General features: G+C 40.5%; 19 protein-coding genes and 1 tRNA gene. 11 read left to right on the forward strand and 9 right to left on the reverse strand.

What is annotated here, in order from left to right; all coding sequences use genetic code 11:
• Window positions 1-6: 6 nt before the first annotated feature.
• The 4 genes from pqiA (at window position 7) to rmf (ending at window position 3,962) form a co-directional block, all read left to right on the forward strand.
• Window positions 7-1,281: a membrane integrity-associated transporter subunit PqiA gene (gene pqiA, locus GKR71_RS13225; RefSeq protein ID WP_071992150.1), complete on the forward strand. Its 1,275-nt coding sequence runs from the start codon at window positions 7-9 to the stop codon at window positions 1,279-1,281.
• Window positions 1,278-2,927, forward strand: a complete 1,650-nt coding sequence (pqiB, locus tag GKR71_RS13230) for an intermembrane transport protein PqiB (RefSeq protein WP_036951701.1) — start codon at window positions 1,278-1,280, stop codon at window positions 2,925-2,927. Before pqiA ends, pqiB begins: the two co-directional genes overlap by 4 nt.
• Complete coding sequence (gene pqiC, locus GKR71_RS13235) at window positions 2,927-3,481, forward strand: membrane integrity-associated transporter subunit PqiC (protein WP_154634417.1); 555 nt, start codon at window positions 2,927-2,929, stop codon at window positions 3,479-3,481. Before pqiB ends, pqiC begins: the two co-directional genes overlap by 1 nt.
• A gap of 310 nt (window positions 3,482-3,791) precedes the next feature.
• On the forward strand, window positions 3,792-3,962 hold the full coding sequence (rmf, locus tag GKR71_RS13240) for a ribosome modulation factor (protein ID WP_036951696.1): 171 nt from the start codon (window positions 3,792-3,794) through the stop codon (window positions 3,960-3,962).
• Between the two features lie 125 nt (window positions 3,963-4,087).
• Here the strand turns inward: rmf and fabA are convergent, their stop codons facing one another.
• The 3 genes from fabA to GKR71_RS13255 form a co-directional block, all read right to left on the reverse strand.
• The gene (gene fabA / locus GKR71_RS13245) at window positions 4,088-4,606 is read right to left on the reverse strand and encodes a bifunctional 3-hydroxydecanoyl-ACP dehydratase/trans-2-decenoyl-ACP isomerase (RefSeq protein ID WP_036951692.1); all 519 of its coding nucleotides are present in this window, start codon (window positions 4,604-4,606) and stop codon (window positions 4,088-4,090) included.
• Window positions 4,607-4,702: 96 nt separating this feature from the next.
• Window positions 4,703-6,439: an AAA family ATPase gene (locus GKR71_RS13250; protein ID WP_036951690.1), complete on the reverse strand. Its 1,737-nt coding sequence runs from the start codon at window positions 6,437-6,439 to the stop codon at window positions 4,703-4,705.
• Between the two features lie 197 nt (window positions 6,440-6,636).
• On the reverse strand, window positions 6,637-6,813 hold the full coding sequence (locus GKR71_RS13255; RefSeq protein WP_071992149.1) for a GhoT/OrtT family toxin: 177 nt from the start codon (window positions 6,811-6,813) through the stop codon (window positions 6,637-6,639).
• Between the two features lie 172 nt (window positions 6,814-6,985).
• Here GKR71_RS13255 and matP point away from each other — a divergent pair, with 172 nt between their 5' ends.
• Window positions 6,986-7,447 carry a macrodomain Ter protein MatP gene (matP, locus tag GKR71_RS13260; RefSeq protein ID WP_108478890.1) on the forward strand — a complete coding sequence of 154 codons (462 nt, stop codon included), beginning with the start codon at window positions 6,986-6,988 and terminating at the stop codon, window positions 7,445-7,447.
• A 117-nt stretch (window positions 7,448-7,564) separates the two neighbouring features.
• Here the strand turns inward: matP and ompA are convergent, their stop codons facing one another.
• Window positions 7,565-8,638: a porin OmpA gene (ompA, locus tag GKR71_RS13265; RefSeq protein WP_036951685.1), complete on the reverse strand. Its 1,074-nt coding sequence runs from the start codon at window positions 8,636-8,638 to the stop codon at window positions 7,565-7,567.
• A gap of 354 nt (window positions 8,639-8,992) precedes the next feature.
• Entirely contained in the window at window positions 8,993-9,559 is a 567-nt protein-coding gene (gene sulA / locus GKR71_RS13270) for an SOS-induced cell division inhibitor SulA (protein ID WP_036951683.1), read from the reverse strand.
• A 268-nt stretch (window positions 9,560-9,827) separates the two neighbouring features.
• Between sulA and GKR71_RS13275 the strand changes: the two genes are divergently transcribed.
• Window positions 9,828-10,430: a TfoX/Sxy family DNA transformation protein gene (locus GKR71_RS13275; protein ID WP_036951681.1), complete on the forward strand. Its 603-nt coding sequence runs from the start codon at window positions 9,828-9,830 to the stop codon at window positions 10,428-10,430.
• Between the two features lie 66 nt (window positions 10,431-10,496).
• Here the strand turns inward: GKR71_RS13275 and yccS are convergent, their stop codons facing one another.
• Complete coding sequence (yccS, locus tag GKR71_RS13280; protein WP_159075029.1) at window positions 10,497-12,647, reverse strand: YccS family putative transporter; 2,151 nt, start codon at window positions 12,645-12,647, stop codon at window positions 10,497-10,499.
• Window positions 12,648-12,770: 123 nt separating this feature from the next.
• On the opposite strand from yccS, the gene helD reads away from it, so the two are divergent.
• Complete coding sequence (gene helD, locus GKR71_RS13285) at window positions 12,771-14,825, forward strand: DNA helicase IV (protein WP_108478889.1); 2,055 nt, start codon at window positions 12,771-12,773, stop codon at window positions 14,823-14,825.
• A gap of 102 nt (window positions 14,826-14,927) precedes the next feature.
• Here helD and GKR71_RS13290 read toward each other — a convergent pair whose 3' ends face one another.
• A complete protein-coding gene (locus tag GKR71_RS13290; protein WP_036951676.1) occupies window positions 14,928-15,386 on the reverse strand; it encodes a methylglyoxal synthase in 459 nt (152 codons plus the stop codon).
• Window positions 15,387-15,515: 129 nt separating this feature from the next.
• Between GKR71_RS13290 and GKR71_RS13295 the strand changes: the two genes are divergently transcribed.
• Complete coding sequence (locus GKR71_RS13295) at window positions 15,516-15,929, forward strand: CoA-binding protein (protein WP_108478988.1); 414 nt, start codon at window positions 15,516-15,518, stop codon at window positions 15,927-15,929.
• 75 nt (window positions 15,930-16,004) lie between these two features.
• Here the strand turns inward: GKR71_RS13295 and hspQ are convergent, their stop codons facing one another.
• The gene (hspQ, locus tag GKR71_RS13300; RefSeq protein ID WP_006813539.1) at window positions 16,005-16,325 is read right to left on the reverse strand and encodes a heat shock protein HspQ; all 321 of its coding nucleotides are present in this window, start codon (window positions 16,323-16,325) and stop codon (window positions 16,005-16,007) included.
• A 217-nt stretch (window positions 16,326-16,542) separates the two neighbouring features.
• On the opposite strand from hspQ, the gene GKR71_RS13305 reads away from it, so the two are divergent.
• Complete coding sequence (locus GKR71_RS13305; RefSeq protein ID WP_036951674.1) at window positions 16,543-16,821, forward strand: acylphosphatase; 279 nt, start codon at window positions 16,543-16,545, stop codon at window positions 16,819-16,821.
• A 26-nt stretch (window positions 16,822-16,847) separates the two neighbouring features.
• On the opposite strand, the gene GKR71_RS13310 is transcribed toward GKR71_RS13305, so the two are convergent.
• Window positions 16,848-17,177 carry a TusE/DsrC/DsvC family sulfur relay protein gene (locus tag GKR71_RS13310; protein WP_036951672.1) on the reverse strand — a complete coding sequence of 110 codons (330 nt, stop codon included), beginning with the start codon at window positions 17,175-17,177 and terminating at the stop codon, window positions 16,848-16,850.
• Between the two features lie 194 nt (window positions 17,178-17,371).
• Between GKR71_RS13310 and GKR71_RS13315 the strand changes: the two genes are divergently transcribed.
• Together GKR71_RS13315 and GKR71_RS13320 are read left to right on the forward strand one after the other, a co-directional pair.
• Window positions 17,372-17,459, forward strand: a tRNA-Ser gene (locus tag GKR71_RS13315).
• Window positions 17,460-17,633: 174 nt separating this feature from the next.
• Window positions 17,634-18,845: a tyrosine-type recombinase/integrase gene (locus GKR71_RS13320; RefSeq protein ID WP_154634418.1), complete on the forward strand. Its 1,212-nt coding sequence runs from the start codon at window positions 17,634-17,636 to the stop codon at window positions 18,843-18,845.
• Window positions 18,846-19,137: the final 292 nt, after the last annotated feature.

Genomic DNA, 19,137 nt, shown 5'->3' on the forward strand with positions numbered 1-19,137 from the left:
AACACCTTGTGTTCTCATGAGTCCCATGAACATGTGCTCTGTCCACAGTGCGACATGATGGTTGCTGTTCCTGAATTGGAACAAGGAAATAAAGCCACATGTCCGCGTTGTGAAACAACACTCATATCCAAGTGGCGTTATCCATACAGGCAACCCGCAGCATATGCATTTAGTGCATTAATTATGTTGGTAATTGCCTGTCTTTTCCCATTTGTAAAAATGAGTGCAGCAGGCATTGAGAATGAAATCTCCATGTTTCAAATCATCGAGATTATTATGGGGACGCGTTACAGCGGTTTAGCGCTGTTTTTTCTCCTATTTTCTTTGATTATTCCTGCATTTTGCATGGTGACTATCATCTTGTTAGGGCTGCAGGTTCACCTTCCCAAATCAATCAAAGTGCTTATAACCCGAATTCTCTTTCAGATGAAATCATGGTGTATGGCGGAGATTTTTTTGGCGGGGGTATTAGTTAGTTTTGTTAAGTTAATTGCTTATGGTGATATTGGCATTGGGATGAGTTTTCTCCCTTATTGCGCATTTTGTATGATGCAAGTGCGAGCGTTCCAGTGCCTAGATCGACATTGGTTATGGAACCGAATTGAAGAGGCGCCCAAACTCAATAAGCCGCTGATTGTTGGGAAAACAGGAATTAGCCAAGATGTGCGTTTATGTTTAGTTTGTACGGCAATTTTGCCTGCAGACCAACATGAATGTCCGCGTTGCCATGCTCATGGTAGCGTACGTAAAAAGCAAAGTTTGCAGTGGACTTTGGCATTATTGTTAACTTCTATTTTGCTTTATATTCCCGCAAACGTTCTGCCGGTGATGACAACAAACGCCTTAGGTAGTGGGTTGCCTTCTACTATCATGGATGGTGTGATCCTTCTTTGGGAAGATGGTTCATTCCCCGTCGCCATGATTATTTTTATTGCCAGTATTATGGTGCCTTCCTTGAAAATGATTGGTATAGCGTGGCTATGCCTCGACTCTAAAGGGTTTGGTAACCGTGATCCTCATCGAATGCATTTTATTTATGAGCTGGTGGAGTATGTTGGTCGCTGGTCAATGATCGATGTGTTTGTGATTACCATTTTGACTGCATTGGTTCAAATGGGGCAGCTAATGAACATCGTACCGGCACTGGGAGTTATTTTCTTCGGTGTAGTGGTGATTTTAACGATGTTTGCTGCAATGACATTTGATCCTCGCTTAACATGGGATCGTTGTGAAAAGAGAGATGCAGTTAAGACTGTTGAACAAGAAGGAGCCGCAGGGTGACAGATCAAGAAACACCACAGGCCAATGCTAAAGTGAGTAAGTTAAAGAGCTGGTCACCGGTTTGGGTGATCCCGATTGTGACTCTACTCATCGGTGCTTGGATCATGTTTTACCATTTCAGCCATCAAGGCCCAGAAGTGACGTTAATCACTTACAGTGCGGAAGGGGTTGAAGCAGGTAAAACCAAAATTAAAAGCCGTAGCGTGGATATTGGGGTGGTTGAAAGCGTCACCCTCGATGCTAATTTTAGCCGCGTGATTATTAAAGCCCGCTTGAATCCTGAAATGGAAGGTTTGCTGCGCTCTGATTCTGCCTTTTGGATAGTGAAACCTACGATAGGTCGTGATGGGGTAACAGGGCTAGGTACTCTGTTATCAGGGGCATATATTGAACTGCAGCCGGGATTAGCGGCAAAAGAACATTTTGAGTTTACGTTATTAGATACGCCACCTTTGGCGTCCCCTGATGCTAAAGGTAAACGGATTATTTTAACCAGCGACAAAGCAGGGCAGTTAAATGCTGGCGATCCTGTATTATTCCGTGGTTATCGTGTTGGATCCGTTGAAACCAGTAATTTTGATATGGATAAACGCGATATGCGTTATCAGCTGTTTATCAATGCACCGTATGACAAGTTAATTAGCAGCAACGTGCGTTTCTGGAAAGATAGCGGTATTGCCTTTGATATGTCTTCCCAAGGGGTACATGTTTCTATGGGGTCGGTGGCGACATTATTAACTGGTGGCGTGAGTTTTGATGTGCCTGAAGGGTGGGTACCAGGAGAAACAGTTAAAGAGAATGCACAGTTCGAACTGTTTGATACTCAATCAAGTATTCAAGATTCGTTATACACCACATACCAAGATTTTGTGCTGTTCTTCTCTGATTCTGTACGCGGTCTACAGCCGGGGGCACCAGTAGAATTCCGCGGTATTCGCTTAGGTACAGTGGCACAAGTGCCATTCTATACGGCGGGTCTGGATCAATCACTGGATAATAACTTCCGCATTCCTGTTCTTATTCATATCGAACCAGAGCGTTTTTCTAAGGATGTTGGTAAAGATTTTAACCTGAAAAATGAACTGAATCTGGCGATGAAAAATGGCTTAAGAGCCTCGTTAAAGTCCGGTAATTTATTAACGGGTGCACTGTATATCGACCTCGACTTTATTCCAGATGTGCCAGAGTACAAAGGTCCTTATGTTATTGCTGGCTATAAAATTATTCCAACACACAGTGGTGGTTTAGCGCAGATCCAACAGAAAGTGATTGCCGTACTGGATAAAATCAACAATATGCCAATTGAGCCTATGTTGAAACAAACAACGCAAACATTAGCTGAAGGTCAAAAACTGGTTCAAGAAGCAAATGTGATGTTTACACAGTTGAATAAATTGATGTCTAGCAAAGAGTTCCAGAGTTTACCTGCTGACATGCAAAAATCACTGAAAGAGATAAACAAAACGATGCAAGGCTTCCAACCAGGCTCACCAGCTTATAATAAGATGGTTGATGATATGCAGCGTTTAGATCAAGTACTGCGTGAAGTACAACCACTACTGCGCACGCTGAATAATAAGAGCAATGCGCTCGTGTTTGAAGCAGAACCAAGCAAGGACGTTGTGCCTAAAGGAGTGAAAAAATAATGAGATATCTATTAGCGATAGGCGTTTTTCTCCTGGCGGCTTGTAGTAGCACCCCAGACAAAATGTATTATCAATTACCGATGAAGGCCCCTGAAGTTCAATCTGTGGCCGTGATGGATAAAGGACAAATCTGGTTACAGCGTATTACGCTGGCGGATGTGCTGACATCAAATGGGATAACTTACCAAACGTCCGATGTTGCTTATTCAAATGCGAGTGCGCATTTATGGGCAAGTCCGTTAGAGCAACAATTAGGGCAATCAATGGTGCGTGAGCTATCTTCTGCTCTACCGGATAGATTTATCTCATTACAACCTTTGCAGAACTCACCTGAGACGTTAGATATCACTCTAACGGCATTTAATGGTCGTTATGATGGGAAAGTGTTAGTGCAGGGATTTTGGACATTGATGCGTGGCGACAAAGTTGTACGCCGCAACTTTGATATCCAATTAGAACAGCAAGAAGATGGTTATCCTGAATTAGTCAGAACATTAGCGAATGGTTGGCAAAAAGTGGCGGCAGATATTGCTCAAGAGATAAGCAAGCCATAATTTGATAATGATTTTGTTGTGAAATGAATGCGCTACGGTAAAACGTAGTGCATTTTTTTATTATTTTTCATTTTGAAAGTGGATATTATGAATCTTAATTAACTGATAAATAATGAATTTATTTTTAATCATTTGAATATCAGTAGGTTGTGATTATCTCGAAATGTAGGTCACATTTATCATAATTATGACAATAATATGAAATTCTTTACTTGCATTTCTTATGGACGGGCGCTATTTGTATAGTGTATCTATTAACAAAAAATAGATGCTGTTTTCTTTTCCATTTAAATGATGAGGGAAGTAAGGCATGAAAAGACAGAAGCGAGACCGTTTAGAAAGAGCGTTATCAAGAGGTTATCAAGCAGGTTTAACCGGACGTTCCAAAGAATTATGTCCTTATCAGGCAGTAGATGCCCGTTCGCATTGGCTAGGTGGTTGGCGAAAAGCGATGGAGGATAGAGCGGCAGTAGCCGTTTAATTGGTCATTTAACGAGGATCATTAAATTATTTTGCGGAAATTAATTAGACGCATAATTTAATACCATCCCCTTGAAATTATAAACCTCCGCATTTGCGGAGGTTTGCATTTAAGGCAAGCTACGATTAGAACGCGCTTGTATCCTTAAATAAGCCGACTTTCAGGTCTGTTGCAGCATAAATCAGTTTGCCGTCTACCAGAACTTCACCATCTGCTAATCCCATAATTAACTTACGGTTAATCACACGTTTAAAGTTAATACGGTAAGTGACTTTTTTTGCGGTCGGTAATACTTGTCCAGTGAATTTCACTTCACCGACACCTAACGCACGACCTTTACCTTCGCCGCCTAACCAGCCGAGGTAAAAACCAACCAGTTGCCACATAGCATCAAGACCTAAGCAACCAGGCATAACAGGGTCATTCGTGAAGTGGCAACCAAAGAACCATAAATCTGGATTGATATCCAGTTCAGCTTCAACGTAGCCTTTATCAAATGTACCACCATCTTCGGTCATTTTGATGATGCGATCCATCATCAACATATTACCTGATGGCAATGGAGGACCATTTTCCCCAAATAATTCGCCTCTTCCAGAAGCCTCTAAATCTTCTTTTGTATAGGATTCGCGTTTATCAACCATGATCTTCAGATAGCCTTTATTATGTGTAGGTCAACAGAATAGCTTACACTTGTACGCTGAACAACTCCGATCAGCTAATATTTACTCAATCTTTACTTAGCCCATCCACTTTAAAAACCAAGGTAATCTAGACTTATCCGGTGAATTTGCTTGGTTTATGCGTTCTTGAATTAAAGCTAACAAGTGTACGTTATCACCTTCTACTTGTTGTTCAAAGTAAGGTTGTTTCGTTAAGAGAGAAATTGCTTGAGCAACATGTTCGACGGGCCAAATATGGAATTTCTCTTCTTTGACTGCCTCGATAACTTCTTGTTTCAAACATAGATGGCGTACATTAGACATTGGGATGATGACACCTTGATTACCTGTTAGCTCACGCTTATCGCAGATATCAAAAAATCCTTCAATCTTTTCGTTAACACCGCCAATCGGTTGAACATAGCCAAATTGGTCAACCGCACCAGTGACGGCAATTTGTTGGTCGATAGGCTGCAATGATAATGCGCTAATTAAGGCACACAGTTCAGCTAATGATGCGCTATCACCGTCAACTTCACCATAAGACTGTTCAAATACAATAGAGGCAGAGAAAGGCTGAGGTTGCTCTAATTTTAATTCGTAGTTTAGGTAGGCCTGCATAATCATCATGCCTTTTGCATGAATATTGCCACCTAATTCTGCTTTGCGCTCGACGTCGGTAAATTCACCATCGCCTAGATGCGCCACGCAAGTGATCCGTGATGGTTCACCAATTGCATCAGGGTATCCCGGATACTGTAAGACAGATAGCCCGTTAATTTGACCAACAACTTCCCCTTCAGTTTTAATCAAAACTTGCTCTTGTAGGATGTCGTCTTGATTGCGCTCAACAAGGAAAGAATGACGCCATAAACGATTTTCTTCGGCTTGAGAGAATGATTCAGCCGTTAAATAGCCTTCATGAACGTATTGAGCTGCATTGGTTAAATTGCGAGTTAGCCAATTAATATCAAGTGGCAAATTGTATTTGTCTTCACAACAACGCGTCGCTTGCAAAATAAATTCAGACCAGCCGTCAGCAGCAATTTCTGGTAGCTGATTACTGTTGACAATGAATTTAATGAAATTCATCCATAAGCTTAATTGTTCTTCGTCTTCGAAAAACATGAGAGGTTCATATTCTGCATATATTGAACAATCAAACAGCTCAGGAGCTGCAAACTCAAACTCTTCTAATATGAGTCTATCACCGACAACAATTACTTTAAGTTCAAGCGGCTGAGGCTCAATTTCAATCGGTAAGGTTTGATTTTCACTATGTGGCAGCCACTCTAATTGGCGGCGAGTCACCATATTTTTTAGCCGAGTCCACATTAATGGCTGAGTGACCAACGCGGTTGCAGAAATAACGAGGACTCCACCGTTAATTTGGTGTAGCAAACCTGGGACTAGATTTTGATTTGGCGTGATATAGCCGAACAGTTGTTCTGGTTCAATCCAGTGGCGGTAAGCGATTTTTTCATGTGAGGAAAAACGACCAGTAACATCGTTTTGCCACTGATATCGTTGCTTATCTTCAGATAATTGATAGTCACCATTAATAAATTGGGTTTTAGTCAATAGTGGGGTGATAGCGTCAGTAAATAGTTTGAGATATTCTTCACTTTCGTCAGACTTGATGAACATAAAGCGCGTTTGAGCATATTCACGAATGAAATGCTGCATCCCATCGAATAATCTTGGTTGAATATCAGCCAATGTTGCCGGAGTCAACGTCGCTGAAGAGACAAATTTTGTCTGAAAAGACGATAAGTTAGGAGTTAGGCCTTGCCATGTTAATTCTTGACTGATCACTATAATTATCTGCTATTAGTATGGTTATCAATAAATGCCTGCCAATCAGCAGGGCGCATATGCCTGAGTTTATTTATGTACCGTCTGTTTTATATACAATTTCAGGCTAATTTATTACCTTAAAATATTTTCGGCTTAAGATTGTTATATTAGCCTTTGAACGCTAATCTTGCAGCAATATTTGTCGAAATATCGAGTTAGAATAAAGAAAACATGAGTGCGACGGGTAAACTCAGTGGCCATGTAAAGCCAATAAGAAGTGCGCTCAATAATCTCATGCAAAAACTAGGATCTTTGGTTACTAGCAGGGCGAATAACGCTGAACATACTCCTCCAATCCCATAGATAAGAAGTATGTGTTCAAAAGTGGACATGCGATTTTAGTGGTTTGTTAACGTGTGGATGCGAATTGTACACTATTTTTTTATTTACTGTTATTTTCTTTGTGTTAATCAATGGATAGTCGATTAAATGAAATCCACTTTGAGCATTTTTCTTATATTATTGCTAATATAATGATAGGTACGATTTTCTTCGGGAAAAAATATGAAATATCAGCAGCTTGAAAATCTTGAATGTGGCTGGAAATGGGAATATCTAGTCAATAAAGCGAGAAGTGGGGAGCCTATTACCCGATATATAGAAAGAAGTGCGGAGCAAGAGGCAATTGAGCTGTTGTTAAAGCTGGAAAATACGCCTGTGGATGTATTGAAATGGATTGCAGATCATATGTCCCCTCAATTAGATAACCGAATGAAACAGAGTATTCGTGCGCGTCGTAAACGTCACTTTAATGCTGAGCATCCACATACTCGAAAAAAGTCGATTGATTTAAATTATTCGGTTTGGCAACGACTATCTAATTTGGCAGTAAAACGGAATAAAACCTTATCAGAGACGATTATTCAGTTAATTGAAGATGCGGAACATAAAGATAAGTATGAGAGCCAAATGAGCTTATTGAAGCATGATCTTCAAGCGATCTTAGGTAAGTCGGAGAAAGAGTAACGATCTATAGTTGAACAAATGGATTATTGTGATGATCTTTCTTTCTAAGGATGAAAAAAAGCCCCAATAAATTGGGGCTTTTTATATTCAGTTCGAAATTCAAACTAGGGCTATAAATTAAGCGCCTGGTTGAGTTACAACTTCAGTTGTACCTTGGATTTCGATTTCAACGCGACGGTCTGGCGCTAAGCACTCGATCAGAGCTGCACGGCCTTTAACTGCGTCACATTTGTTACCAGTTACTGGATCTTCTTTACCACGACCTTCAGCAGCGATTGCGCTTGCTGGAACGCCTTTAGATACTAAGTAGTCTACTACTGACTGAGCACGTTTTTGTGACAGTGGCAGGTTGTAGTTTTGTGAACCGATACGGTCTGTGAAACCAACTACCAGCACGCGACCTTGAGTTGGGTCGATGTTGCTCAGTTCGTTGTACAGTTCGTTCAGTGCTTGCTGACCTTCTGGTTTCAGAGTCGCTTTGTTGAAGTTAAACAGAACGTCTGAACGCAGAGTGAAGCGTTTGTTTTCAACAACTGGAGCTGCTGGCTCAGCAACTACTGCTGGAGCAACAACTGGAGCTGCTTCTTGACCGAAACGGTATGCAAGACCAACGCTCAGCATGCCGTTATCTGGGCTAACACCGATGTTGTCTTTGTCGCCCATGCGGCTAACCCACTGGTAGTCTAAACGAGTCGCTAATTCTGGAGTGATAGCATACTCAAGACCCAGTGCGTAAACTGGAGAAACGCCAGTGTCAGTTTCTTTACCAACGCCGTTAACTTTAGCTTCTGTACGGTAAACCATACCACCCAGACGAGTATAAACGTCTAAGTCATCCATGATTGGATAGCTCAGTTTGGTAGTCAGAGAAACGCCCATTGAAGAAACGCTACCTGCGTTGTCACCTTTGTACTTCATTTTACCAAACCAGTCATAGCCCATTTCGAAGCCCATGTACTGGTTGTATTGGTAACCTGCGTACAGACCCGCACCTAATTGGTCACGAGTTTTTTTGCCAGTACCAACTGAAGTTTCATCTCCAGCAGCATCTTCAAAAGTAAATTTAGCGTGCTCGTAGTGAGACCAACCTAATTTACCACCAGTGTACCAAGTGTTATCTTTTGGAGCTGCTTGTGCAACAGTTGCAAATGCTGCCACTGCTACTGCTACCGCGATAGCTGTCTTTTTCATTTTTACGCCTCGTTATCATCCAATATTGGCTTGGCTTCGTGAGCCTTATTATTTGCCATTGGTTCAATTTAATTGCTAGGTTCAGCTGACATTATCCACAAAAATTTACGAAAAGTAAAAAAATAATGTCATGAGCTTAACAGGCTAAAGTCTACAACGAACTCCAAAAGATACAAGTATGGTAAGCAATAAAGGTTAAAAAAAGTCTTTTTTTACCGTTGAAATCAGAGAGATAAATATATTACCCATTTTGTTGTTAATAAACGCATCTTATTGTTTTTAAAGAATTTAAATATATTTCTTTATAATTATCTTGATGAATGTAAAATTTCGTAAGAAAAATCTTATTATTGTTTAGTGAATGTTATTGGCGTGAATCTTTAAAAGGTTTTGATGTCTAATATCCGCTGAGCTTGTATTATATGTTTTTTCTGGTCTCATAATAAATCCCATCGAATGACCTGCTTCTGCCGCATTTTGTAAAAGAATAAAATCTTGCTCATTTATTTCTGGCAACCATCCTAATACGACACTGTAATTACCGCTTCTTAATGCTTTTTCCATGGCATCAATGGTCGTAATTGAATTAACTTGGTTAAATTGCATGATTTTGTTGGTGGGTAAACCCGCTTGCTCTAACCAGTGTTTACTCAGTTTTTTATCTGGGCTCAGCCACAATAGCCAACGTGATTGAATACCGAACTGGCGCAACATGGGTAGCAAGATGTAATCCATAATTGGATGTTGTTCGTTATAGACTAGCTCACTCACCATGCCTTGTTGCATTGAGCCATTTGCAAAACTCATTGCTGGGGTTGCATTGCTTAAATTGCTATGCGTAAGCTGGTCATGCGTGAAGCTATCATTAGTAAAATGATTAAGAGAATGTGTTGTTGCGCTATTCCAAGTAGAAATACTCATAATTCACCTCGCTACAATTTTACATGTAGAACAATGTTTCATGGAGACAAGTGCTGTATGAACATACAGTACCTGTATATTTATACAATATCAAGGCTATTTTTACAAAGCGCTTCGCAACTTTGTGGTTTTTATGCGAGTTATACTTGGCATTTTTAACTGAAACTTTAAAATTGATTAAACATAATTATATGTAAAAACAGTTGTTTTTTTATTGCTTGAAGCTCAAGGACGATTGTGTTTTTTTTATTCATAAGGAGATGGAAAAGTGTCATTACAAAATGAAAGAAGTTCCCTTTTACAACAAATTTTGGGTCAGTTTGGTGTACTAAAAAAGAAAAACCATTTCGGTGGATACTGTTTGTGTATTGATAATGCACTGGTGGGGTTAGTATTGGATGGACATTTCTATGTTCGTGGGTGCCTGTTTTCTCGTAGCTATTTTGAATCAGTTGGGTTTGAACGGTTGGTATACAGTAAAAGAGGTATACCTCTAGAGATGCGCTATTACCAACTTCCGGAAGAGGCTTGGTGTAACCCATCAATATTGAGTCATATCATTGAATTAGCTTACCGTTCAGCCATGGAAGAAACCCAACAAAGAGAGTCGGCGGCGGTACGCATCAAGGACTTGCCAAATATGAATATGGCAATGGAGAGGGCGCTTGGGAAAATTGGGATTTTCCATGCTGAAGACCTCATTATGATTGGTGCTAAAGCGTGTTTCTTGAAACTAAAACAGCATGGGAAGCTGATACCAAGTGTAAAACAGTTGATTGGATTGGCTGCGGCTATTGAGGGTTGCCATAGTGAAGTATTACCTTCTCGAACTCGGCAGGAGCTCATTAACTGGTTTAACAGCATGAACTAATTTTGATTCTTTCAAATCAGCGGGCATGACCATTAATAGGTTTTAATGCCCGCTCATCAGTTTATTTTATGACAAGCTAATCTGTTTAATCATTGATTTTATTTCAGGAATTAATTCAACCAGTAATTTAGTTTGTTCCATGATCAAGACAGTTTTCTCATCGTCATCGCTGGATGCACGGTCAATGCGATTCAGTAAGCTCACTCTTAGACGCTCTGATTTTTCGTCAATAATTGCGGGATCTAAGGATGTGACTTGAATAGACGATTCGATATAGCAGATTGCATCATTTAATAAGGCGAGATTCGCTTCGTTTTGCATTTGCTCTCGATGGGCACCGAGTGCTGAAATATAGCCTAGTAATGTATGGTTTAAACACAGTAAGCGGAATGCTTGCTCTTGCGTAATTTGGTATGACTTAGGATCCGATGCCATATTTGAAACAATTGAAGCAAATTCTGCATCATTATTATGGGCGTCACGCCTTGCAACACGGTACTCCAAGCTATTATCTTTACCTTGATAATATTGCTGCAAAATAGCGTCTAAATAACGGCAGTTGCTATCCATCGTTTTCTGAACTACTTGTGGTAACTGTCGAAATTTCCAGTCAGGCCAAATAAAACTGACGGCAAGTAATGCGATAAAACAGCCAATTAGAGTGTCGATTATTCGAGGTAATGCGACTTCGAAACCTTCACCGAGTAAATTGAAGCAAAATAGCACCAGTAATGTAATAAATAGTGTTGCTTGAGCATATTGGCTGCTACGGAACATGAAGAACAGTAACCCGGTGATAACGATTAGGGTGAGTTGCCCCTCAATGGATGGCACGATATTGAGTAAAGGTAAGCCAATGGCGATCCCTAATAACGTGCCTGTAATACGTAATGCTAGACGGCGCTTAGTCGCATTATAGTTGGGTTGGCATACAAATAAGCTAGTGAGTAAGATCCAATAACCGCGTTCTAAATCAAATAATTGAATAATCAAGTATCCAGTACAAAGCAAGACTGACATTCTGATTGCATGACGAAACAGCGAGGATTTGGGGGTTAAATGATGTTTGAAGCGGGCAAATACATCACGAATACCCGAGACTGATTCATCAGATAACTGTTCAATTTGCTTATTATTTTGCTGCCAAGAAGCTTGGCCTAAGCTTAAGCCTTTTAGTTGGACATCAATACCTTTGAGATTTTTTAGCAAGTTTCGTAATGCTTTGATTTCATGTAATTCAGGAGATTGTTGCTGGAGTAGCTGCAAGGAGTTTTCAATATACGTAAATGTACGCTCAAAGCGCGGATTATGTTGATATTGTTTGCGCCATAAAACGGATTGAGCGACCTGCTGGCAGGCTCTTGCTTGCATGGTTAATAAGCGTTGAAAGCGAAATAAAATATCACAATGGCGCAAACGGCGGCTAAGCTGTTGATATTGAATATGTGATGAACTAGCTCGTTCATGAATATCTTGGGCGACAAAGTAATATTGCAATGTATTACGCGTGCCTCGCTGACCTCTATCGCCTTTTAATCGACTGAGTAGCGATATTTTTGCCTGATTCATTGTACTGACTAACGTACTGTTAACTAAGGCTAAATCATAGACTGATTGCTGATAGTCATCTTCAAGATCAGGATCAAATAAGTTTGCCTTTGCATCAAGATAAGCCGAAAGCTGCTGATAACATTGCGTAATGGCATCTTGTAGTGGGCGAACAGGGAACAGGATATGCCCGATAAGGGTGAGAATGTTGTACCAAATGGCGCCAGTTAATAAGAGCGCTGGCTGGATGTACCAAGTATCAAAAATAGGTACGCCAAGCATGGTGTATATTGCAATTAGCAGGGCACCGAAAGCGATAGTGGCATAACGTTGCCCTAATGCGCCAAGTAAGATAAAACCGCAGGTTGAGAATGCTAACCCAAAAAAGAATAAAACAGGGTAAGGAAAAAGTAATTCAATAGAGACTGAGGCAATTAAAAAACAGAATAAAGTAATAATTAAATTTTTTATTCTGCCAGTCAATCTATCATCTAAGTCAGTGAGTGCGGCAGCGACAACGCCTAGAGTTAAAGGGATCGTGACTTTAGGCTCTAGGCCTAAAAGCCATGGAACCAAGGTTGTGCCTGTCAGCGCAATTAAGATTCGGGTATAATATAAAATATGGCTGTTATAGAGCACACGACGATAACTGGTTAGCAGCGTTAGCACAAAGTACCTCAGTGGTAAGACAAATCCTTATCTATATAGAATAACGTGTTTACGTAGAATAAAAAACTATTAGCAATTATGCTTTGATTATTTTCACGAATGATTCACACAGGTGCAGAACGTATGGAACTGAAATCAACACAGATTGGACAGCGCCTGGCTCAGCATCCCTATAATCGGGTTCGCTTACTTAATGCAGGCATCGAAGTTAGTGGTGAAAACCATCAATATCTTATTCCCTTCAATGAACTAGTCGATATTCGCTGTAAGCGTGGGATCGTCTGGGGGGAACTGGAATTTGAAGTTTTAGATGAACAAGTCGTTCGTTTGCACGGTACAGAGTGGAAACAAACTCAGCGTTTCTACCATTTTTTGAATGAAAAATGGCAGCAATGGAGCGTTGAAATGAGCGAGGTCAGTGCTCAAGTATTGACGTCTTTAACCCAGTCGATTTTACAACAAACTCAGCAAGATGCGTGGTTAAGTTTACGTAGCTTGCAGTCGATAAAAGAAAGGATCACTCAGCAGTTTTCATCACTTCCTTTACCCCTCGTTCGAATGCCTTTATTTGAAAACTGTGCCGCACATTACCAATTTTGCAAGCAGTGGCTAACGAATAGTGAACAATGCCGCAAGCAAAATAATCAGAATTGGTGCCAGTCAGTTCTAACACGCTATGATGATTTTTTCCAACATATTGAATCCTCTCCATTAAATTATTCTCAATCATTATCAGTTATTAATGGCGAAGATAATGTTTTAGTTTTAGCGGGAGCGGGCAGCGGAAAAACGTCGGTGCTGGTTGCAAGGGCTGGGTGGCTTCTATTAAGAGAACTGGCTAAACCTGAGCAAATCTTATTATTGGCGTTTGGACGTAAAGCTGCGGAAGAGATGAATGAGCGGATTCAATCTCGTTTACAACAAAAAGAGATTGAGGCGAAGACATTTCACGCACTTGCATTGCAGATTATCCGCGAAGGTAGCAATAAGTCACCGATAATTAGTGCGTTAGAGTCGGATACCGAAAAGCGCCAATCTCTTTTGTTGAATGAATGGCGAGAGCAGTGCTCCAGTAAAAAAGCCCAAGCGAAAGGTTGGCGAGAGTGGCTGTCAGAAGAATTACAGTGGAATATTCCTGACGGTGAATTTTGGAATGATGAAAAAATTAGTCGCAAAGTGGTCGTTCGACTAGAGCGCTGGTTGAGTTTGATCCGCTCTCATGGCGGTAGCCAAAAAGAGATGGTCGACAATACGCGGGAAGAAATTCGTGCGCTATTCCAAAAACGAATTCGTTTAATGGCTCCGTTATTGAAAGCTTGGAAGAGTGCTCTCAAAGATGAAGGTGCGATTGATTTCTCCGGTCTTATCCATCAAGCGGTCAATATTATTGAAAAAGGGCGTTTTATTAGCCCGTGGAAACATATTTTAGTTGATGAATTCCAAGATATTTCGCCACTGAGAGCCAAATTATTACATGCATTACGCCAACAAAATAAGCAAACCTGTTTATTTGCGGTTGGTGATGATTGGCAGGCAATCTATCGCTTTAGTGGCGCTGAATTGGATTTGACGACGTCATTTAAAACGCATTTTGGTGAAGGGGATTTATGCGCATTAGATACAACATACCGGTTTAATGAGCGCATTGGTGATGTTGCGAATCGTTTTGTGTTACAGAACCCAAGCCAGTTAGATAAGCCATTAAATAGCCTAACAAAAGGTAATAAGAAATCAGTTGTTTTATTGTATGAAGATGCGCTAGAGCGTTTGCTGGATAAAATGAGTGGTTATGTTTTAGATGATGAAAATATCTTAATTTTGGCTCGTTACCATTATTTAAAACCGGAAATTCTTAATAAAGCGGAAACACGCTGGCCGAAATTGAAAATTCAATTTATGACCATGCATGCATCGAAAGGTCAACAAGCGGATCATGTCATTATTTGTGGTTTAAATGGTGGCAAAGAGGGGTTCCCAGCGCCTGCGCGGGAGTCGATTATTGAAGACGCTTTGCTGCCGCAACCTGAACATTTTGAACATGCGGAAGAGCGACGACTATTTTATGTGGCATTGACGAGAGCGAAGCAACAAGCATGGTTATTGTATAACCCTGATAATCCATCCGAGTTTGTTGAAGAGCTAAGGCAAATGGGCGTACCTAGACAGAAAAAACCTTAAAAATCGCTTATTAAAGTTCAGAGCTTAAAAATGAAAACTGCGCCATTGAGTATACTGATGGCGCAGTTTTTTATTTATTTACGACTATTTTCAGGCGTACTATTAATTAGTGCGTTTATTTAAATAGCTTTGATAATCAGGGATCACAATATCAATTTTCCCATCAAAGAAAGGAGAGGTAATCAGAAAATCAGCAGTAGCAGGGTTAGTGGCAACAGGAATGTTCCATACAGTGGCTAATCGCAGAAGCGCTTTGACATCTGGATCGTGAGGAACGGCATTTAACGGATCCCAAAAGAAAATGAGTAGGTCGATTTTCTGCTCTGCAATCATGGCACCAATTTGTTGGTCACCGCCCATTGGGCCGCTCAACATGCCAGTAACGGGTAAACCGGTTTCTTTATTGACTAAGCTCCCAGTGGTACCTGTTGCAAACAGTTTGTGTGAGCTTAATTTCGTTTTATTTTGGGTTACCCAACCGAGTAAGGATGATTTACAGTGGTCATGGGCAACTAAGGCAATATTTTTTGAAGCTGCGATTTTTCGGGTGGTAGATTCCATGAGGTTCCCTTAAACAAGATTTGCATCACAATAAATAGTTGTCACGCATCTTAAAAATTGAGTGAACAAAGATGTACAACATATATCATAATGCATATGAATAGTTTACTGATTTTGGGAGATATTTTGATGAGAGATCAAGAAATTGCTGAAATTCTAACAAGCGTTAAGACAATTGCATTAGTTGGCGCGAGTGACCGTACAGACCGCCCAAGCTATGAAGTCATGGAATACCTCTTACATCAAGGGTATCAGGTTATTCCGGTGAGTCCGAAGCTCGCGGGGCAAACGTTATTAGGGCAGAGAGTTTATGCACAACTGAGTGAAATCCCTAACCCTATTGATATGGTTGATGTTTTTAGAAATGCAGATGCTGCAGTCGGCGTTGCTCATGAAGCCGTCGCCATTAAAGCTAAAGTTCTATGGTTGCAAAAAGGGGTTATTAGCGAAGAGGCACAAAAGATTGCTGTAAATGCGGGATTACAGTGTGTGATGGATAAATGTCCTAAACAAGAAATTCCAGCGTTAGGTTTGGAAAAATAAGTATCGCGAGTTTATCGACGGTAATGTAAAAAAATAAAGCAGCTGGTGGGCTGCTTTACTGGATTGCGTTCATGGTCAGTTACGTAGACGCGGAGCTTGTAATTGGGATCTTATCGATTCTGCTAACTCATCCATAGAAGGTTGTTCCGGATGGTCATCAGTCATCTCATAAGTAATCTGTGCTTCTGCTAAATAAGTATGAACCGCTTCCCCATTATCATCTTCCATGACGACATGATACCAAGGCAGATCGCGTAATGTACTGTTGGATGCAATGTCATCATCATGTGGTTGGTCGAGCGAGTATTCAGGATCAACATCAACAACTACCCCAAGGTAGCCGAGAAGTTTGTGCCTGACTTGTTGCCCGATTCCATATTTACTGGTGATCATCATAGCGACCTCCTTAAAAGCCTTGCTTGTGCTGTAAACTACATGTGGGCAGTGCTGTGCGTTTTCAAGCCAATGTGTGGACAATTACTCATAACGCAATACACTGTCTTTAAGTAATAACGAAAAGCAGTGCCTCAATAATCAGATTATCTGCTGAATGAATAAAAAACAACTGCGCCAAAGGGTTTTAATTGATTAAGTAATGACATCGGAGGCTTATATGACAGCAACAGGTCGTTATTTCTATATTTATGGACGAGTCCAAGGTGTTGGGTTTCGTTACCAAACCTATCATTGGGCGAATCAAAATGGGGTCAAAGGTTTTGTTTATAACCGGGATGATGGCAGTGTGAAACTAGCTATTTATGGTTCCGAGCAGGATATTGAGTTTGTCGATGACTGGCTGAAAGCGGGCGGGCCTCCGGGTGCTAAAATCGATCACTACTTTAGTGAAAATTGGCATACAGAACCAATAGCGGATTTTTCCGTCCGCTATTAATGTATTCTTAAATGATTAGCAGGTTCTTAAATGCATTTTACGGGTTTAGGAAGACCTGCAAGTTTTGTCGCTTGCTTCGCAGGACCTTGAGGAAACAGTCGATATAAATAACGGCTGTTGCCTTTTTCTTCTCCAAACTGTTGAGAAACCGCTTTAACTAACATTCTGATCGCTGGTGATGTATTAAATTCTAAATAGAATGCACGAACGAAACGGATAATTTCGAGATGCTCGTCAGTGAGTTCAATTTCTTCTTGCGCAGCGAGTAATGGAATAAGATCTTCGCTCCATTGTTGGCTATCAAGTAGGTAGCCTTGCGAGTCTGTTTCAATTTCTTGATTATTAAAAACCAACATACTTAATTTCTATCCAAACAAAAGTAGACCGCAAATTTAGCAAAAAACCAGCAATAACCCAAGTAAACCCTGTTGGAATAGGAAAAAATGTTGATAATTTCATCCATTGAATCAATGTGCGTCTATTTTTAAAGCGAACGAACAAATTAGGGGTTTACATTGAAAGCGCAGATGATTATAGTGCTCGTCATTGCGGAGGGGTGGCCGAGCGGCTGAAGGCAGCGGTCTTGAAAACCGCCGATGGGAAACCATCCGAGAGTTCGAATCTCTCCTCCTCCGCCATCTTCACTTCCAATCAAGTCTCTCAAAGTCTACTAATCCCAGTAAAATCAAGCATTCTAACGAAATCTCACTCTACCTAAGTCTACTAACGTCTTTCTAAATCTCTACAATTTATTGTATAGTTTTTTGTATAGAAATTTCCTCTACGATTTTCCTATACAATATTGGTGATTTATGAAGCTAACTGACATGGCAATTAAACGCGCCAAACCAAAAGAAAAGGCATACACGCTGGCGGATGGTAACGGACTATCTTTATTAGTTGAAACTAATGGTTCGAAAGGTTGGCGTTATCGCTATCAGTTCGCAGGCAAAACTAAAATGATATCGTTAGGTATCTATCCTGTTGTCACTCTCAATGAAGCAAGAGCGAAAAGAGATGAAGCGCGAAAACAGGTTGCCAATGGCATTAATCCAAGTGAAGTCAGAAAAGCAGAAAAAGCGGCAATAATTAACAAAACTGTAAACACCTTTAAAAATATTGCTCTTGAATGGTATGAGGGCAGAAAGGATCGCTGGTCTGTTGGTTATCGTGATGACATGATGGATGCTTTCGAAAAAGACGTCTTCCCCTATATAGGTAATCGCCCGATTGCCGAGATCAAACCAATGGAACTACTCGACGTGCTTTCTATTATGGAAAAGCGCGGAGCAACGGAGAAGCTAAAGAAAGTGCGCCAACGTTGTGGTGAGGTGTGGAGGTACGCCATTATTACTGGTAGGGCAGAGTATAACCCTGCACCAGATTTAGCTAGCGCCTTTGTTCCACATAAACGTGAGCACTACGCCCACCTTTCAGTAAGTGAATTACCAGAGTTTCTTTCTTCTATAGATAAGTATATGGGAAGCCAGATTGTTAGAGTGGCACTAAGAGTACTTATTTTAACTGGAGTTCGACCAGGAGAATTGAGAAAAGCAGAATGGTCAGAAATTAACTTTGATACTGGAGTATGGGAAATACCGGCTGAAAAAATGAAGATGCGCCGCCCTCATATTGTACCACTATCGGATCAGGTTATTGATTTGCTGAAGCAAATACACTCCATTAGTGGAAGTTATCAATATATATTCCCCAGCCGTACTGATTATAGAAAGCACATATCAGATATGGCACTTAATACGATGATTAGGCGCATGGGTTATAGTGGGAGAGCCACAGGTCACGGATTTAGGCACACAATGAGCAGCATCCTACATGAGCAAGGCTATAACTCAGCATGGATTGAAACACAGTTAGCGCATGTCGATAAAAACTCTATACGTGGAACGTATAACCACGCTCAGTATATTGATGGTCGTAGAGAAATGCTTCAATGGTATGCAGATTACATGGACGCATTAGAGAACGGCGATAATGTGATTCATGGTAACTTTAAACGTGCTTAATCCACCAGCAATAACAAATAGCCAGCCAATGAAAGGCTGGTTTTTTTGTGCCTGAAATAGCCATCAGTAAGTGGTTTATTTTTAAACCAGTGAGCTTAGATAGGTCTGGCTTGATTAAGATAAATCTTAATTTTTAATGAAAGTACACTTTGGTAGACGTTAATAGACCATGCAAAATTGTGGGGACAAATTTTGTTCGTTTTCTAAGCTTGACTGTTTATTTTTACAGTATACTATACCTAGTAGTACTGCATTTGTTCACCGTAGACTAGGCTCTTTAACATATTTGCGC

The sequence above is a fragment of the Providencia sp. wls1922 genome (assembly GCF_009706505.1).
In the GTDB taxonomy this organism is placed as follows: domain Bacteria; phylum Pseudomonadota; class Gammaproteobacteria; order Enterobacterales; family Enterobacteriaceae; genus Providencia; species Providencia lanzhouensis.

Bases quoted from the DNA above. Each gene is read 5' to 3' on its own strand.
- pqiC (WP_154634417.1), top strand. From the start codon at position 2,927: ATGAGATATCTATTAGCGATAGGCGTTTTTCTCCTGGCGGCTTGTAGT.
- rmf (WP_036951696.1), top strand. From the start codon at position 3,792: ATGAAAAGACAGAAGCGAGACCGTTTAGAAAGAGCGTTATCAAGAGGT.
- fabA (WP_036951692.1), bottom strand. From the start codon at position 4,606: ATGGTTGATAAACGCGAATCCTATACAAAAGAAGATTTAGAGGCTTCT.
- GKR71_RS13255 (WP_071992149.1), bottom strand. From the start codon at position 6,813: ATGTCCACTTTTGAACACATACTTCTTATCTATGGGATTGGAGGAGTA.
- matP (WP_108478890.1), top strand. From the start codon at position 6,986: ATGAAATATCAGCAGCTTGAAAATCTTGAATGTGGCTGGAAATGGGAA.
- ompA (WP_036951685.1), bottom strand. From the start codon at position 8,638: ATGAAAAAGACAGCTATCGCGGTAGCAGTAGCAGTGGCAGCATTTGCA.
- sulA (WP_036951683.1), bottom strand. From the start codon at position 9,559: ATGAGTATTTCTACTTGGAATAGCGCAACAACACATTCTCTTAATCAT.
- helD (WP_108478889.1), top strand. From the start codon at position 12,771: ATGGAACTGAAATCAACACAGATTGGACAGCGCCTGGCTCAGCATCCC.
- GKR71_RS13290 (WP_036951676.1), bottom strand. From the start codon at position 15,386: ATGGAATCTACCACCCGAAAAATCGCAGCTTCAAAAAATATTGCCTTA.
- GKR71_RS13295 (WP_108478988.1), top strand. From the start codon at position 15,516: ATGAGAGATCAAGAAATTGCTGAAATTCTAACAAGCGTTAAGACAATT.
- hspQ (WP_006813539.1), bottom strand. From the start codon at position 16,325: ATGATGATCACCAGTAAATATGGAATCGGGCAACAAGTCAGGCACAAA.
- GKR71_RS13305 (WP_036951674.1), top strand. From the start codon at position 16,543: ATGACAGCAACAGGTCGTTATTTCTATATTTATGGACGAGTCCAAGGT.
- GKR71_RS13310 (WP_036951672.1), bottom strand. From the start codon at position 17,177: ATGTTGGTTTTTAATAATCAAGAAATTGAAACAGACTCGCAAGGCTAC.
- GKR71_RS13320 (WP_154634418.1), top strand. From the start codon at position 17,634: ATGAAGCTAACTGACATGGCAATTAAACGCGCCAAACCAAAAGAAAAG.